Source organism: Paenibacillus chitinolyticus, from assembly GCF_045038035.1.
Taxonomy (GTDB): domain Bacteria; phylum Bacillota; class Bacilli; order Paenibacillales; family NBRC-103111; genus Paenibacillus_F; species Paenibacillus_F chitinolyticus_A.
This window is the reverse complement of the sequence record NZ_CP173427.1, coordinates 114,200-129,999: the sequence shown is the minus strand read 5'-3', so window position 1 is coordinate 129,999 and position 15,800 is coordinate 114,200. Positions and strand designations below refer to the sequence as shown.

Genomic DNA, 15,800 nt, shown 5'->3' with positions numbered 1-15,800 from the left:
AGACGTCTTCTGTCTTCGCATAAGTTTCCCTATTGGTGATAAATGAACTCACGCGGCCTGATAAGATTGTAACATTTTTCACATAAAAGGAAGAAGGTTTTTCTTGGCTGCGAGTCCATCACTTGCATGATCGGGAAAAATGTCGAACAGGTCGAAACGGAACCCTATGTACTCTTATTATACCTCCGTCTTGCTGACAAGAGAAAAACTATTTTTTACACATGTGAATAATTTGTGACAAAAATCACTTCTTTTTGCGCTCCCGCTCCTTAAGCAGGTATACATGCTTGTTTATTCCAATAATTCTTCCGATTTTACCGCCAGAAGGGATAAGTCCTCGATAAAATATTTCATCAAAACAGGCCTCCGCCGGACCGCTAAAGGATGATAGGAAAAAGCTATCGGCAGCCCCATTACGGTATGCCATCCGCCCCTCAGCCCTTTGACGTCTTTCTCTTCGTCCGCAAACAAGGTTTGGACGACCGTGTTGCCGAACCCAAACAAAATTTGCGGATTTTTGGCTCCAAGCTGGGCCTTCAAATGAGGAAAACACGCGGCCCTTGCCGCAGGCTTGTCGTACGTTCTGACCGGACGGCATTTAAGCAGATACGTGACATACACGGAGCTGATGTCCAGCCCCGCTTCATGCAGGCCGATCTGCAGCGTTTCCCTCGTTCCGCAGAGGAACGGATCGCCTTCCCGGTTCTCCCGGGCGCCCGGATTGTCCAGAATTAGCACGATTTTCGCTCCCGGGTCCCCTTCTCCCCAGACGACCCGCTGCCGCTGATCCGCCAGCTCGCACAACCTGCATCCGGCGGCGTGAGGCGGGGCCTTTTCTTCCGGCAGGATGGAGGGGGTAAAAATCGCCATGGGCACCGCACCGCCCTTTCATTCGGTTTTGGAACTAGTATGGCCCTGCCCTTCTTGCTTTACTACATTTCATTCTCCGAGTTAACGGTTGCCGTAAAAAAAACGGTCATTCGTCCGAAAACGGCCCTTTTTCCGGACATCTCATCCGGCAATCAAAAAAACCACCCGCGTGAACTCACCGGATGGTCGTGGGTACGGCGGCAAAAGCGCTGCACCTCCGTATTTGCCCGAGCTAGGCCTTCGGCCTTTTAAAAAGCTGGTTCATCACCTCGGAAAAAATAAGACCGGCGGCAATCGAACCGGAAATCATAAACGCTTTGGCGGCGAGCTGAACGGCAAGATTATAATCGTTTTCCACGAAAGAACGCATCGCGTCATAGGCCATGCCTCCCGGAACGAGGGGGATGATCCCCGCCACGCTGAAAACGATAATGGGAGTCTTGTAAAGACGCGCGAATACCCGGGATATGACCGTCACGAAGAAAGCCGCGGCCAAGGTGGCTACGATGGCGTTGGTATCGCCCCGCACGAGAGCGACATACACGAGCCAGCCCATCATCCCCACGAAACCGCACTGGATCAAGGTATTCCGGGGAACGTTAAAAATAATGCCGAAGGCGGCGGAGGCGATATAACTCGTCACGAGCTGTGCAATCATTGGGGGATTCCTCCGTTAATAAAATGAAAAGACGACCGCGATGCCGGCTCCGATGGCAAACGCCGTCAAGAAAGCCTCCGCGCCCTTGGACAAGCCGGACACGAGATGGCCCGCCATCAAATCCCTCACGGCGTTCGTGATCAGCAGGCCCGGAACAAGCGGCATGACGGAGCCGATGATGATTTTGTCCAGCTCCTGTCCGAGCCCCGTCCATATAAACATAGAGGCCAGCATGCCGATAATGAAGGAAGCCAGAAACTCGGCCACGAACTTGATCAGCACATACCGGTGAAAAATAAGGAACCCGATAAAGCCAAGCCCGCCCGTAACGACGGCCGGAAGAAAATCGGGCCACCCGCCGTTGAACATGATCGTAAAACAGCCGCTGGACACGGCCGCCGCCGCTATCTGGATAGCCACGGGATAGGCCAAGTTGGCCTTATCCACCTTGAGAAGCAGCCGATGCGCTTCCTGAAGGTCGAGCTGTCCGTCGCTTATTTTGCGGGAAAGCCCGTTGACCAGCGTCACTTTGTGCAAATCGGTGGACCGCGTGGAGATCCGGACCAGCTTGGTCGGATCGCTGCCGTCCACGGAGAAGATAATGCCCGTCGGAGTCACGAAGCTGTGGGTATGATGAAGGCCGTAAGAGGCCGCTATGCGGGTCATCGTATCTTCCACCCGATACGTTTCCGCTCCGTTCTGGAGCATGATTTTCCCCGCCAGCAGGCATACATCTACGATTTTATAAGTCTGACCGAGACTGGACGCCTGTTCCATCGCGCACCTCTTCCTGTGGATGTAGATAAGATGCTGCCCTTCACTGCCGCCGTTTTCAATCCAGCAGCTCCATCAGCCGGCTAAACTCGGTTTCGCTCAAGTCTCTCCATTTTCCTTTGGGGAGTCCGTCCAGCTTGATATTCATGATGCGCACCCGCTGCAGCCGGTGCACCTGATACCCGAACGCCTGGCACATGCGCCGGATTTGCCGGTTCAATCCCTGCGTCAGGATAATCCGGAAGGTATGGTCGTTGATCCGGGTCACCTTGCACGGTTTCGTCTTCGTTCCCAGAATGCGGACGCCCGTGGACATGCCCTGCACAAAGGAGTTCGTAATCGGCTGATTCACGGTGACGATATATTCTTTCTCGTGGTTATTTTCCGCGCGCAAAATTTTATTGACGATATCCCCGTCATTGGTCATGAGAATAAGGCCTTCCGAGTCTTTATCCAGACGCCCGATCGGGAAAATTCTCTCCGGATGCCGCACGAAATCGACGATATTGCCTTGAATGTGGCGCTCCGTCGTGCACGTGATGCCGACCGGTTTATTCAATGCTATATAGACGGACTTCTTCTTGGTCCCCAGCGGCTTGCCGTCGATCCTCACATCGTCCCCCGGCTCGGCCGTACTGCCCAGCTCAGCCGGAGCCCCGTTAATGGTCACACGTCCGGCTTGGACGAGCTCATCCGCTTTTCGTCGGGAGCAAATACCCGTTTCGCTAATGAATTTATTGATCCGCATGAAGCTGCTATCCCCTTCTTTTGCCTGTTAGGTTGTGAGTTCCCACCGATTTATATGCCTGTATTGTACCATAATCGGATGCAATTCGCGCCGCCGCTCTGTCACAAAAACAGTGCCTTCCCCGTCTTGATGGCATCACACCCAAACGGAGGATGAGAAGGATGGAAAAAACCTATGATGCAGCCGTTATCGGCGCCGGTCTGGCAGGGCTTATTGCCGCAGTAAAGCTCACTCAGGCGGGAAAATCGGTCGTTGTCCTGGAAAAATCGCACCGGCTCGGGGGCCGGGCCACGGACTGACGGGAATGGCAAGCTATTCGGACGGGAAGCTGTCGTCCGTCGTCTCTTTTCATTTTGAAGAGAACCGTATTGCGGCTATCTATATCGTGATCAATCCGGATAAACTCCGGCATCTGAGTCATATACAACCGGAATAAAAAGAAACGGGCTCTTGGCCGTTCTTCCGGCGGAAGGCAATCTTCACGTTTCCCGGAACCCGGCAAGAAGCATCAGCAGCAGGGCCGCAATCAAAGCGCCGGCGACCAGGAAGATGCTCCCCGCTGCGGCAAATTTCAGAAAGCCCCGCTCTTCTTTCAGCATGCCCGCATAGCCCAGTACAAGACTTGCGGCAAGCGAACCGATGGCGGTATAAAAAAGCAGCCGAATGCCCGCCGACTCGCCTCCGGCAGGATTCTCCGAGATCAGGTAGCTCCCGACAAGCGTCAGAACGCCCAGAATGCTTAACAGCGTAGAGCCGGTTCCGTACTTCTTTTTCGATTCCATGGCAGCCTCCGTAATCATGAGATTTCTTCCTTATACACCATTCATACGAAACGGAACGAAGAAGTTTCCGGATGCCCGTTGAAAAAAAGGGAAACGCCCGTCTCTTTTAAGGAGAGACGGGCGTTTTTGCTTTCCTGCCGCGGTTTGTTTTCACGGCTGTTCTTCCCCGACGAGGAAAGTCAGCTTTTTTCCTAGAACCGAGATCTCCGCCGGAGTCCGCGCATAAATTTCCCCGTCCATGTCCGCCTGCATAGGCTGATCCGTAGTCAGCTTCAAGGAAGTCGTGCGGATGAACTCGAAGCTGCTTTTCTCGGAATCCCATTCCTCAAAATTTTTGATCTTGAACAATTCCTTCAGCAGCGGCAGCCCCGCTTCACGGATAATCGCCACATCCAGGACGCCGTCATACAGAGCATCGGGCGCCAGGGGCAGCGGCCTCGTGCCGAGAAACCGGCCGTTGGCGACGAATAGCATCACCGCTTCCCCGCCCGTCTGCCCGCTGTCGTGCTCCAGGGTAAAGCGGAACGGATCTGCGGACGTTACCGTCTGGAGCGTGCTGATAAAATAACTCAGCTTGCCGATCATCCCTTTCAGCTGCGGATTGATATTGACCGAGGCGTCGGTAATGAGGCCGATACCGAAGAAGTTCGAGAAGTAACGGTCGTTCGCCCGTCCGATATCTACCGTCTGTGTCTTCCCCCGCATAAGAGTCTCCGCGGCGCGATCCAGCTCCTGAGGAATATAGAGCGCCCGGGAGAAATCGTTGCATGTCCCCCCGGGAAGAATACCGACGACGGGCGGGGCGGCAAGCGCCGCCAGCCCGTTCACGCATTCATGGACGGTCCCGTCCCCGCCCAGCACGAGGACGAGATCCGTCTCTTCCCCCCGTTCCCGGCAGATCCGCTCCGCATCTCCGGGCTCTTTCGTCTGCACCAGCGTGAGCTCTCCAATTCCCGCCGCAAGCGGGCCGATCACCGCTCCAAGCCTGGTGCCCGTTTCCGCCTGACCGGCGCTGCCGTTATGAATCAGAATCGCTTTTCCGAACATTCTCCCTGCCTCCTCCGCTTACGCCAATTTCCATCTCTAGCCTGTACTTACCCCGATCCAGAAATTCGGACCGCCTTTTCTAAAAAAAGGAATCCGGGTTCGAGATCCCGTTTTGCTCCTATCCCGCCGCTCCCGTTACCATCTGCCAGATCGTAAACTGGAGATTTTCGCAGTGGGCCAGCTTGCGTTTGAAGATTACGTTGGAGATGGCCCAGGCAAGCCCAGACGACAAAGCCAGCAGCATGGCACAGAAGCTTCCTCCGAGACCAATCACACCCTGTAGAGCTTTTCCGAAAATTTCTGCCCTGTGCGCTTCCGCCTTTTCTTAACGCAAAAAAGAGAAGATGCACCTTTCAGGCACCTTCTCTCATTCTATCATTTATCCAGAAAATTGGGAGAAATCCGTAAAACTCATCAAATTTCTTTTCTTTGAAAATAACCCAGACCCGAGAGGAAGAAAACGACGAAGCCTCCCAGAATGACATAGATCAGCGTTTCGAAAGAAACATGAAGCCCTCCCAGGCTGGTTTCGCTCGCCGGAAGCATCGCCAAAAACGGCTGCGCCCACGGATAGAACGGGCCGTACGTCTCGGAATTGGCTACCAGAATGTTCGGCAGCGTGAAGATGACGTTGAGCGCGAGCGGAGCCGCAAAGCTCACCCAGGCGACGGATACCCAAAGCTGCAGAGCCGCCAGCGGCAGGGTAGCGAGCCAGCCTCCGAAGACGGGCCACAGCAGCTGGCTCCATGGGATGCTTGCTCCGAGTCCTTTGATGAAGCCCGCTCCGATCAAGCCCCCGAGGAACAGCAGCTGAGTGACGGCGAGCAGCCCGGCGACGAGCAGGAACTTGGCGAGAAACAGGTGGGAGCGCGATACCGGCAGGGCCAGCACCTGTTTCCAGCCCCCGCCCGTATGCTCGTAGCGGCACACGAAAGCCGCAAAGACGCCGGTCAGCAGCGGGAGGAACAGCATCGCATGAATGACGCCCATCGTGCTCAGTAGAAGCGCCCAAGCGATAAGCGGTTCGGCCGGCGGCACTGTCAGGGCCAGCCCGGCCGCGAATGCGAGCAGCGGAGAGATGAAAATCAGCAGCCAAATGTTCGTTTTACGCAGCTTCAGCCATTCGGCACCCAGTATGTTAAAGAAAGCGGCCATCTCAGTTCACATCCTGTCTTGTAAAGTGAGTCAGCCCGATCAGGAACACGACGATACCCGTGCCGATTCCGAGCCATACGTTAAGCTCGGGCCGTCCGGCCTCGTTCACGAGCAGCGGCCATTTCCACAGGAACCAGTCCGGCAGCCGGATCGAAAAGAGGCTCAGGACGGTTCCCAGAATTCCGGCCGTCAGCGGGATGGCCTGATTTCGGACCGCTACGGACAGCCACAGCTGAACGGCCAGGATGGGGGTGCCGGCGAGAAGCGGGAACAGGCTGATGCGGATGACGTGCATAACGGGAACGTTCATCCCGAAGCCGAGCAGGAGGCCGAGCAGCACGGACCCCGCCGCCAGCAAGAGGCACGACACGAGCAGCAGAATGAGCACGAGCAGCAGCTTCGACGTGAACACGCTGAAGCGGGAAACCGGCAGGGCCAGCAGCTGCTTCCAGGAATTCATCTGATGCTCGTAGCCCGCGATCATAGACGTCAGCAGCGTCATGCCGAGCAGCAGGGCCGGGGCGGCGAGGAACTGGATGTTCGATAGCAGCGCGTACCAGAGATCGTTCGCGTACTGCTTGGTCAGATAGTCGTAGCGCAGGCCGAAGTTGACGGCCTGGAGGCCGACCACGCCCACGGGACCCAGCATTACGAGGAACCATACGAGCGTCCGGCGGATTTTCAGGAAATCCGCGGCCAGTACTCTGCCGATCATAAGCTGTCTCCCTCCCCTACCAGGTCCAGGAAGAAATCTTCCAGCGATTTCTTCTTCTCTTCCACCCGGTAGACGGAGTGCCCCGCCTGGACCAGGCCGGTTACAACCTGAGCGATCTTCTCATCGGGAGCTTCCTCAAGAAGAAGCGAAGAGTCGTCGGCCACCGCGAAGCAGCCGGCCGAGGCGGCGGTACGCAGCGCCTGCTGCGGTGCGTCCACCGCGATACGGATCTGGCCGCCCGCCTTTCTGCGCAGGCTCTCGATCGTGTCTTCGAAGATCATCGAGCCCCCGCGGATGATGCCGACGCGGCTGGCCATCTGATCCACCTCGCTCAGCAGGTGGCTAGATACCAGAACCGTCACGCCGTACTGCTGCGGCATGCTTTTGATCAGCTCCCGGATCTCCAGGATGCCGGACGGGTCGAGCCCATTCGTGGGCTCGTCGAGCACGAGCAGCTCCGGGCTGCCGAGCAGCGCGGCGGCAATGCCCAGACGCTGCTTCATGCCGAGCGAGTAGCCCTTCACCGGGCGCTTCGCTTCCTTCGTCAGGCGGACAATCGCCAGCACTTCGTCGATCCGCTGTTTCGGCACGTCGAGAATGCGGCGGATAGCCTCCAGATTTTCGTAAGCGGTCAAGTGACCGTAGTAGGAAGGGTATTCCACCAGCGAGCCCACTTTACGCAGGATCGCCAGCTTCTCCTTGCGCAGATCTTTGCCGAACAGCTGCACCGTCCCTTTCGTCGGGCGGATCAAGCCGAGCAGCATCCGGATCGTCGTCGTTTTCCCGGCGCCGTTGGGCCCGAGAAAGCCGTAAATATCTCCTTTGCGGATTTGGAGATTCACGTTGTCCACGGCGGATCTCCGCTTGTATTGTTTGGACAGCCCGAAGGTTTGAATAATCATTTCGTTCATGGAAAATCACCTCGCCCCTTATGTTAAAGAGCGAAGGTTAATCCCAGGGTGCGGCTTGTTTAAGATTCGTTTAAAATCACCGGTCGCGCGGGAACAAATAGATAGCCGTCCCCTCCGGCGAGCTGACGACGTCCCAGCCCAGATGCATCTCTTTCACCATCAGCGCGACAATCGTGAGACCGATTCCGGCTCCCTTCTCCTCTGACGGCGCCTTCATGCCAGGGCCCTTGTCCTCGATGACCAGAGCGGTCCGGCCGTTCCTTTCCTCGGTGCGAAGCCCGATATATCCGCCGGACTTGGCGTGACGGAGTACATTCTGGAACAGATTGTCCAGGATCCGGCTCATCCACTGGGGATCTGCCTTCCAGTAGACGGGGTGCTCCGGCACTCCGACGTCCATCGCCATGCCCTCTTCCTCGAACACGGGATACCAGGCGGCGGCGGACGTCCGGGCGAGCCGGGCCACGTCGATCTCGGTCCGCTGGAGCGGGTACTTTCCGGCGGAAAGCAGCGTATACGACAGCAGGTTGTCGATAAGCCGGTTGAGATCGTCGGACTTCGTCTCGATCAGAGCCAGCGAAGATTTGCCTGACGCGGAGATCGGCTCCTTTTGCAGCGAGTAGGCGTGACTGCGGATAATCGTCAGCGGAGTACGCAGATCGTGGGACAAGTTCGCGATCAACTGCTTTCGGAGCCCTTCCTCTTTGCGTTCCCGCTGGCGGCTCGTCGTCAGCTCCTCGATCATCCGGTTGAAGGCCAGCTCCAGTTGTCCGATTTCGTCCTTCTTGCTGACGGGTACCGGATGAGGAATGTCCCGGCCTTCCGGCAGCGCCATCGCCTCTTCCAGATGAACGAGACGCCTGCGAATACGGTAGAAAAACAGCCAGGAAGCGAACAGAAACAACGCGAACGCCAGCAAAACGATCCCGATGACATACCGGTCGCTGTATATCGGGCGTTCCTCCTTCATCAGCGCACGCGGAATCTGCATCACCATAAACCCCTGCGCCGCATCTTCTCCCACGAAAGCGACCGTTGTGAAAGGATCGCCGTTGTAGCTTTTTTTCATAAAAGCGATCGTATCGGCCGCTTCCCACACGGCGGGGAGATCCGCCCGTTCAGGCAGGGTTAAGCGCGTTTTTCCGCTGCCGTCGACCCAGAACAGATCCGCCTTCGGATACTTCTCCTTCAGCTCCCGAATCCGCTTGTCGATCCCCTCGCCACCGGCTCCTTGCAGCTTCTTGGCCTCGCCGTGCCAGAACTTCTCGATGTCATTGCCTCTCGCATAGGGATTGGTTTGCCGGTTCTCTTCCTGGGATTTGAACGAATGCGGCAAATAATACAGAACAGCGGCCATCGGAAAAATAATCGGCCAAATCAGCATCGCGAACACGACGATGCTCAAATATTTAACCAGCAGCGAGTGGCGCCACTTCATGCTCGCACCCGGTAACCGATGCCGCGGATCGTTTCCACGATTTCCGGTTGGCTGGGGTCCCGCTCGATCTTTTCGCGGAGATAGCGGATATGAACCATCAGCGTTTTGTCCCCGTCGATGTAAGGATCTCCCCAGACCCCTTCGTACAGCTGCTCTTTTGTAAGAATCTGATTCGGATGACGCAGGAAATACATGAAAATCTGAAATTGTTTCCCCGTCAAAATAATTTCGTCTCCGGTCCGCGTGTCCACGATCCGGTTCTCCTCCATATTTATCTGCAAATGATGCAGATTGAGCTCCGCCTGGGCCGGTTTACCCGTACGCCGCAGCAACACTTCCACACGGGCCGCCAGTTCATCCGGATGAAACGGCTTCGTCACGTAATCGTCCGCGAACTGCAGACCCTGCAATTTATCGTCGATGGACGTCCGCGCGGAGAGCATCAGAACGGGCGTATCCGGGTAATTCTTCTTCATCCGCTGCCCGATCGAAAAGCCGTCCAGACCAGGGAGCATCACGTCCAGAATGACCAAGTCGCTTTTCTCCCAGTATTCCGCCGCCTTTTCTCCGGATTTCAGCCAGTTCACTTCGTAGCCCCGCTCGATCAAGTGGCTGTTGACCCATTTGCCGATTTCGGGATCGTCCTCAATGTACAAAATTTGTTTCACGGCCATGCTTCTAACTCCTTCCAGTCTCGCTACCGTTACTTTACAAAGACATTCGCCGGATTGTCAAAAGGGGCTGCTACTTCAAGGCGCTTTTTTACGTATAACATGCTTATGAATCTGCGGGGGATTGCCGGTGGATAAAAAAAATGCCACACTCCGCTTGGCGATCGTTGTTCCGCTGTCTTGATTATGATCTGAAGCCGTATACCAGCCGGAAAAGGAGGCCTCTGCCATGAGGATGCCTAAGCGTTTCAAACACCTGTACACCTATCTGCATAAATGCTTCGGCAAAAGCCTCCGTTCTATACGCGGCTTGCCTTTTCGAAAGGGTGCGGTGATAGCGGGTACCTACAAAATCGTGGAAAAACTCGGAGCCGGCAGCTTCGGCGTCGCCTATCTGGCGCGGAAAACGGATAGCGGACAGCAGGTGGTGCTGAAAAGGGTATCGCCCGTGAGAGGCGGCAAAGAGCGGGCGGAATACATCTTCGGGCAGGAAACCGCTATGCTCCGGCAGCTGCGTCATCCGGATATTCCGGCATTCTACGAGGCTTTCCGATGGCGGGGCGAGTTCTGCTTTGCGATGGAGTATGTACGGGGAAGCTCGCTGGATGCGCTGCTTTTCCGTGAGGATAAGGCTTTCTCCGAGAAGGAAGCTTTGCTGCTTGTCCGGCGGCTGCTGGGGCTTGCCGGGATGCTGCACGCTCAGGGAATCGTCCACCGGGACTTTTCGATCGCCAACGTGCTGTTGGACGGAGACCGGGTGAAGCTGATCGACTTCGGGCTTGCCCGTGCGGTTGATTCCGGCGGTTCCGCTTCGGACAGCCCTCACGGAAAGCATTTGTCCCGGTGGGATATGGATGTGGACGACGACGATCCGTCCGAGAAAAAATTCCGGAGGGCGGTCCATGTGACCAGCGATTTTTACGCGGCCGGTCATCTGCTCTTATTTTTGCTGTACAGCACCTATTCAACGGATGACGAAAGTGCGGCCAAAGGCGCCGGACTGAGCTGGGAAAAGGAGCTGCTTCTGCATCCCGGAACGAAAAAACTGCTCCGCCGGTTGCTTTTGACGGAACAGCCTTATGAACGTGCGGACGAGATACAAAGCGAAATCGATGGAATTCTGGCGGAACTTGAAGGATGAGGATTAGCTGCTGTAGGAACTGGAAGAACGTTTTTTCTTGTAGTGATTGTGACCGTAGTTATTGTGGCCGTTGTAATTCTTGTGGGAATCTCTGCGGAAATTGTCGCTGCTGCTGTGGGGACGGTAGTGGGAGCCTTTGTGCTTGTCGGCACCAAGAAGTTTAGTCAGCAATTTTTTTAGCATGGCCATACCTCCTTTTGGGTGTACTATACGGGAAGGCAAGGAAACCGTTTCAGATCGGGGAGAAAATTCCCCCTCGGACAGCTATTGCCGTTGCGACGCTGCCCGGTTGTCGATCGAGCCCCGAGAGATTAAGGGGCAGCCGCAAATTCTCATCTTCGTTAAATGAAAAAAAGAAGGAGGAATCCCGTCCCTTCTTCTTTTCGTTCATTCCCGCAACTTGTTGTCTGCGCTTTTCATGCCACGCGGCACCCTACCATTTGGACGATCCCGAGGATCTCCCTCCGGAAGAGCCGCCGCCCCAGCTCGAGCTGCCGGAGGAACGCCCTCCGCTTCCGCCCCAGCCGGAGCTTCCGGAGGAGCCGCCGCCGCCCCCGGGCCCGCCGGGGCCTCTGCGGCGAAGCTGCTCCTCGTACATCCGGCGCTGATAGTCCCGGTCCATCTGCTCCAGCAGCTGCCGACCGGACGAGATGCGCTGCATCGCTTCCGCGAAAAGTCCCCGGGCGATAAGCCCCCGGCTTTCCTCCATCAGCGTCTCGTAACCGGAGGAATAGGGCGACAGGCTTATGCTGCCGCCATACCGGGAATGCCGGCTCCGGTACTCTTCTTCGAGCTGCCTGATCGTGCGCAGCGTCTCTTCTTTCTCCCGCAGCAGCTGCTGCACACGCTCCGCGGCCTGCCCGGCCTGGACGGCCAGCCCCCGCCGGCGCTCTTCCAGCAGGTCCACGTCGAGCACGGGTGCCTGCGCCAGCTGCTCCAGCTGGGCCAGCCTGCTTTCGCCGTCGCCGATCATCGCGGACAGCTCCGGTGATTCCACCTGCAGCTCCCCGAAAGCGGACGCCGCCTGCCGCAGCCGGCTTCGTTCTTCGTCCAGCGCATGCCGGACGGTCCGGACCCGCGCGTCCAAGCTTTCGTGATAACCGAGAATCCGCGTGCGGAGCTCGCGGATTTCGGTCATCAGCGCTTGAGCCTCCGTACCGGCCTCCCGGGCCGAGCGGTACTCCTGGACGTCCGGGGCGAGTGCGGACCGGATCTCCGTCAGCCGCCGGCCAAGCTCTTCGCGCGCCCGCGTCATGCGGGTGTAGTCGGCCTGCTGCTCCCGCCGGTGCGCTTCCGCGTAATCGCGGGCGACTTTAAGAGACTCCTCCGGGTAGGCGCGGTCGAATGAGCCGAGGTCCCCCGTCAGCTCCTCGATCTCATGGGCCGTTTTCCGCGCAGACTCCCTGTCGGCGATCATCGCCTCCACCAGGCTGCGGGCGGCCCCCATGCTCTCCTCTATGGCGGCCACGCTCCGGCCGCCCGCTTCGGTATCGCCCGCTTCCAGCAGAGTACCGAGACGGACAGTCTCTTCCCTTGCCTGCTCAAGCAGAGCATAGGGGTCGCCATCGGTAAGCAGCAGGCTCTCCCGCCGCGCTTTTTCCCTGAGTTCTTGTTCCATTGCTCCAATCCCCGGTAAAAATCCGGGCTGCCGCGCTTCAAGCACTTCGAAGTCCTTAACCGACTCCTTGATGAAATCCAGCTCCTTCAGGGCGGCTTCGACCGACGTTTCGGCCTGCATAAAATCGAATTCGTCCAGCTCGTCGGCCTTGGCATAAGCCGTCTTCGCCTGCTCCGCATGCTTCCTCAGGGCAGTCAGCGGGTAACCTGTCCGGCGGGCGAGCGCTTCGACAACTTCCTCCGCTTCGGCGATGCCGGTCTTTGCCCGGTTCACGGATTTTCTGACTTCCGTGGATTGCTTTTCGATCTCCGCGAGCTGTGTCCTGTACGGCTCCAGCTTTTTGACAAATTCCTGCACGGATTGGAGAAGGTTTCTCGTCTCGGCCTCTCCCTTGGCGTTAAGGAGAAAAGGAATTTTCTGAGCCGCCAGGCGTCCGCCCAGCTCTTCGGCTTCTCCCTGCAGCCGCACTACCGCATTCTCCAGCTCGGCGGCTTTTTCTTTTGTTTCCCCTTGCAAAAATTGTTTCTCCAGGTCCTGAAAAACTTCCGAAAACAGCATTCCGTTCAGCACCGGCTGCGTCCCGTCGAGCAGTTGTTTCGCTTCCGCCAGCCGTTTCCGGGCCGCGGCCCTTCTTTTGTACTGCCAGAAAGCCCAAATTCCCGCTCCAATCACGGCGAGCCCCAGCACAACCGGAAGAATCGAGGCCATGCTGCCCGAAGAGCCACCGGCTCCCGAAGCTCCCGCTCCGGCAAGCGAGTTCACGTAGCCGCTGACCGCCAGAATACCTTCTCCAATCTTGCCTTCTCCGGCGGCAGGCACAAACTTAAGATCGACGATCCCCTTCGCATCCTTCGCCTTGCTTCGCGAAACGGCCGCAGCCAACTGCTCGTTCTCATAAACCAGATGGACAAAATTAGGCTGAGTCGTGATGACCAGCATCAGCTGATTCCGGTTCAGCCCCCATTGATCGTAAGCTTCATTCGCGAGGCGCTCTCCCTCCCTTTCGGTTAAGCCTTTGGCGGTAAGCACAAACACTTCGTAATCTTTGTTCTTCAGTCCGCTTTCCACCTGCCGGGCCTGGGTTTGCGTGAGCAAACCGACGGGATCGGTAACGATTCCGTTATTCCGGGGCACCGCCGCGGCAAACACAGCCGAACAGGTAAGAAATATCAGGAGTAAGGCAAGCCCTATCACACGGATTCTCTTCATCTTGTTCCCCTTTCGCTCCATTGACCTTTTTACATGCTCTTTACCCGAAAATACCGGTTGCCATTCTTTTCCCACCTTCCCTTCATTCCCGGGGAAAAAGCTCTCTGGCCGTTTGAATAAATAAATGCACCGCCAGCGATGCTTCTTTCAAAGAAGGCACGGCTACGGATATATCCCGGCAGACGCGAGGCTCCAGGTCGAGCGTAACGAGCCCCGGAGGCAGGGCGGATAAGGACAAGCGGGACAAGATAGCGAGGCCCAGCCCTTCCCGGATCATATTCAGTACCGTCGCGACGTTGGACGCCGCAAAAGCCAACCGGAGATCCGCGCCCGACTTCTGAAACAAATCGATAATCGGGGCCTCGTATCCTCCTCTGCACAAAATCATCGGTTCTCCGCTCAAATCGGAGATTGTGAGAGAACTTCTTCCCCCCAGCGCGTGGTTCTCCGGAAGAACAGCCACCATCTTGTCTCTAAAAAGAGGAACGATCTCCATATCCGCATCGGGAAAAATAACGAGGCCCACGTCGATAAAGCGCGTCGACAGCCACTCCTTCACTTCGGCAATCGTGCCTTCATGAAGCACCAGCTGGAGATTCGGATATTTCTGCTTAAACGTGCTCATGATCCTCGGCAAAAAATGAGCCGCGGCGGTAGGAAACGCGCCGATGCGGACGGTTCCGACCTCCAGCCCTTTCTCCGCCGCAATTTCCTGCTCGATGTTCTCGACGCGCTGCAAAATTTCGCGCATTTGGATGAGCACTCTTTTCCCGATATGCGTCAGGGTAATGCCGTTCTTCCGGTCCCGGATCATCAGATGGATGCCGAGATCGGCCTCGAGACTGGAAATGGCGTGGCTCACGGCAGGCTGCGTCATGTTGAGCTCCAGGCCCGCTTTGGTGAAGCTTCCCGTCTCCGCTATCTTCACAAAAACCTGAAATTGAGTTATGGTCATAACCTTTCGCTTATGCTCCTCATAAAAATTATTCATTTTATTTATCTTATAGCCCATCGTATCATAAGAAAGCAGTTCTAACCAAGGAGTGATTCATATGGAACGTTCTTCCCGTAAACGAACGGCTTTCCTGCTCGCGTTTCTGGTCTTGATGTGGGGGATCAACTGGCCCCTGACCAAACACGCGCTCATTTATACACCGCCCCTGCTGTTCGCGGGTATTCGTACATTGATCGGCGGCTTCCTGCTGCTGTTCGTCGCCATTCCGAGATACAAGAAGCTCAACTTCAAGCAAACGTGGCACATTTATTTGATTTCCGCCGTGCTGAACATCATTTTGTTCTACGGATTGCAGACCGTCGGGCTCGGTTACCTGCCTTCGGGGTTGTTCTCCGCTATCGTGTTCTTCCAGCCGGTGCTGCTTGGAATCCTCTCCTGGCTGTGGCTGGGCGAATCCATGTACGGACTGAAAATGTTCGGCCTGCTCCTCGGTTTCGCCGGGGTGGCGACCATTACTTCAGCGGGGCTGAGCGGGCATATCTCCTTTACCGGCATTCTGCTGGCGCTCGGATCTGCGGTGAGCTGGGCTTTCGGCACCGTTTTTATGAAAAAAACAGGCGACCGCGTCGACTCCATCTGGATGGTCACGCTGCAGCTGCTGATGGGCGGAGTCGTCCTGACGGGCACGGGCCTCTCCACAGAAAGCGTCTCGGACATCGCATGGACCGGCCCTTTCGTCTTCAGCCTGCTCTTCATTTCGGTATTCGTCATTGCGATGGGGTGGCTGGCTTTCTTCACGCTGGTCGGTTCGGGCGAAGCGAGTAAAGTCGCCTCGTTCACCTTCCTGATTCCGCTGATCTCCATTACCGCCAGCGCTATTTTCATGAACGAAGCGATTACGATCAACTTGCTGGCTGGACTGATCCTCATCGTGGTCAGTATCGTACTCGTGAACGTGCCGCCCCGGTCTTTCCTTGCCGCCAAGGCAAAAAAGTCCAAAGATATCCCCCCTTGCGCGAGTCTGGGTCAGGCAAGGGACTTTAAATAACGGTTCGGAAACAAGAAAAACCGGCGGAGGGCTGAGCCTCCGCCGGTTTCTTATTTTGAT

At 56.6% G+C, this 15,800-nt stretch carries 19 protein-coding genes; 4 read left to right on the top strand and 15 right to left on the bottom strand.

Annotated elements, in window-relative coordinates; translation table 11 throughout:
* Positions 1-291: 291 nt before the first annotated feature.
* The 4 genes from ACI48J_RS00575 to rluF form a co-directional block, all read right to left on the bottom strand.
* Complete coding sequence (locus ACI48J_RS00575) at positions 292-870, bottom strand: uracil-DNA glycosylase (protein WP_405081209.1); 579 nt, start codon at positions 868-870, stop codon at positions 292-294.
* Positions 871-1,102: 232 nt separating this feature from the next.
* On the bottom strand, positions 1,103-1,528 hold the full coding sequence (locus ACI48J_RS00570; RefSeq protein ID WP_326051506.1) for a threonine/serine exporter family protein: 426 nt from the start codon (positions 1,526-1,528) through the stop codon (positions 1,103-1,105).
* A gap of 15 nt (positions 1,529-1,543) precedes the next feature.
* On the bottom strand, positions 1,544-2,305 hold the full coding sequence (locus ACI48J_RS00565; protein ID WP_405081207.1) for a threonine/serine exporter family protein: 762 nt from the start codon (positions 2,303-2,305) through the stop codon (positions 1,544-1,546).
* A gap of 55 nt (positions 2,306-2,360) precedes the next feature.
* Entirely contained in the window at positions 2,361-3,050 is a 690-nt protein-coding gene (gene rluF / locus ACI48J_RS00560; RefSeq protein ID WP_326051504.1) for a 23S rRNA pseudouridine(2604) synthase RluF, read from the bottom strand.
* Between the two features lie 161 nt (positions 3,051-3,211).
* Here rluF and ACI48J_RS00555 point away from each other — a divergent pair, with 161 nt between their 5' ends.
* Both ACI48J_RS00555 and ACI48J_RS00550 read left to right on the top strand, forming a co-directional pair.
* Entirely contained in the window at positions 3,212-3,349 is a 138-nt protein-coding gene (locus tag ACI48J_RS00555) for an FAD-dependent oxidoreductase (RefSeq protein WP_326051503.1), read from the top strand.
* A 5-nt stretch (positions 3,350-3,354) separates the two neighbouring features.
* A complete protein-coding gene (locus tag ACI48J_RS00550) occupies positions 3,355-3,486 on the top strand; it encodes a hypothetical protein (protein WP_405081205.1) in 132 nt (43 codons plus the stop codon).
* Between the two features lie 43 nt (positions 3,487-3,529).
* On the opposite strand, the gene ACI48J_RS00545 is transcribed toward ACI48J_RS00550, so the two are convergent.
* The 8 genes from ACI48J_RS00545 to ACI48J_RS00510 all read right to left on the bottom strand — a co-directional run bounded on the left by ACI48J_RS00545 (position 3,530) and on the right by ACI48J_RS00510 (position 9,772).
* On the bottom strand, positions 3,530-3,850 hold the full coding sequence (locus tag ACI48J_RS00545) for a hypothetical protein (protein ID WP_405081203.1): 321 nt from the start codon (positions 3,848-3,850) through the stop codon (positions 3,530-3,532).
* A 132-nt stretch (positions 3,851-3,982) separates the two neighbouring features.
* Positions 3,983-4,879 carry a diacylglycerol/lipid kinase family protein gene (locus ACI48J_RS00540; RefSeq protein ID WP_405081201.1) on the bottom strand — a complete coding sequence of 299 codons (897 nt, stop codon included), beginning with the start codon at positions 4,877-4,879 and terminating at the stop codon, positions 3,983-3,985.
* A 118-nt stretch (positions 4,880-4,997) separates the two neighbouring features.
* Complete coding sequence (locus ACI48J_RS00535; RefSeq protein ID WP_405081199.1) at positions 4,998-5,123, bottom strand: hypothetical protein; 126 nt, start codon at positions 5,121-5,123, stop codon at positions 4,998-5,000.
* A gap of 170 nt (positions 5,124-5,293) precedes the next feature.
* Positions 5,294-6,034, bottom strand: a complete 741-nt coding sequence (locus tag ACI48J_RS00530; RefSeq protein WP_405081197.1) for an ABC transporter permease — start codon at positions 6,032-6,034, stop codon at positions 5,294-5,296.
* Between the two features lies 1 nt (position 6,035).
* On the bottom strand, positions 6,036-6,749 hold the full coding sequence (locus ACI48J_RS00525) for an ABC transporter permease (protein WP_405081195.1): 714 nt from the start codon (positions 6,747-6,749) through the stop codon (positions 6,036-6,038).
* On the bottom strand, positions 6,746-7,660 hold the full coding sequence (locus ACI48J_RS00520) for an ABC transporter ATP-binding protein (RefSeq protein ID WP_405081193.1): 915 nt from the start codon (positions 7,658-7,660) through the stop codon (positions 6,746-6,748). The genes ACI48J_RS00525 and ACI48J_RS00520 overlap by 4 nt, the downstream gene beginning before the upstream one ends.
* Before the next feature lie 76 nt (positions 7,661-7,736).
* Complete coding sequence (locus ACI48J_RS00515; protein ID WP_405081191.1) at positions 7,737-9,098, bottom strand: histidine kinase dimerization/phospho-acceptor domain-containing protein; 1,362 nt, start codon at positions 9,096-9,098, stop codon at positions 7,737-7,739.
* Positions 9,095-9,772: a response regulator transcription factor gene (locus tag ACI48J_RS00510; protein WP_405081190.1), complete on the bottom strand. Its 678-nt coding sequence runs from the start codon at positions 9,770-9,772 to the stop codon at positions 9,095-9,097. Before ACI48J_RS00510 ends, ACI48J_RS00515 begins: the two co-directional genes overlap by 4 nt.
* 226 nt (positions 9,773-9,998) lie before the next feature.
* On the opposite strand from ACI48J_RS00510, the gene ACI48J_RS00505 reads away from it, so the two are divergent.
* Entirely contained in the window at positions 9,999-10,910 is a 912-nt protein-coding gene (locus ACI48J_RS00505; protein ID WP_405081188.1) for a serine/threonine protein kinase, read from the top strand.
* 3 nt (positions 10,911-10,913) lie between these two features.
* Here the strand turns inward: ACI48J_RS00505 and ACI48J_RS00500 are convergent, their stop codons facing one another.
* The 3 genes from ACI48J_RS00500 to ACI48J_RS00490 form a co-directional block, all read right to left on the bottom strand.
* The gene (locus ACI48J_RS00500) at positions 10,914-11,093 is read right to left on the bottom strand and encodes a hypothetical protein (RefSeq protein WP_326051488.1); all 180 of its coding nucleotides are present in this window, start codon (positions 11,091-11,093) and stop codon (positions 10,914-10,916) included.
* Between the two features lie 250 nt (positions 11,094-11,343).
* Complete coding sequence (locus ACI48J_RS00495) at positions 11,344-13,737, bottom strand: TPM domain-containing protein (protein ID WP_405081186.1); 2,394 nt, start codon at positions 13,735-13,737, stop codon at positions 11,344-11,346.
* Positions 13,738-13,819: 82 nt separating this feature from the next.
* Positions 13,820-14,692, bottom strand: a complete 873-nt coding sequence (locus ACI48J_RS00490) for a LysR family transcriptional regulator (RefSeq protein ID WP_326051404.1) — start codon at positions 14,690-14,692, stop codon at positions 13,820-13,822.
* A 97-nt stretch (positions 14,693-14,789) separates the two neighbouring features.
* Between ACI48J_RS00490 and ACI48J_RS00485 the strand changes: the two genes are divergently transcribed.
* Positions 14,790-15,740: a DMT family transporter gene (locus ACI48J_RS00485; RefSeq protein ID WP_326051403.1), complete on the top strand. Its 951-nt coding sequence runs from the start codon at positions 14,790-14,792 to the stop codon at positions 15,738-15,740.
* Positions 15,741-15,800: the final 60 nt, after the last annotated feature.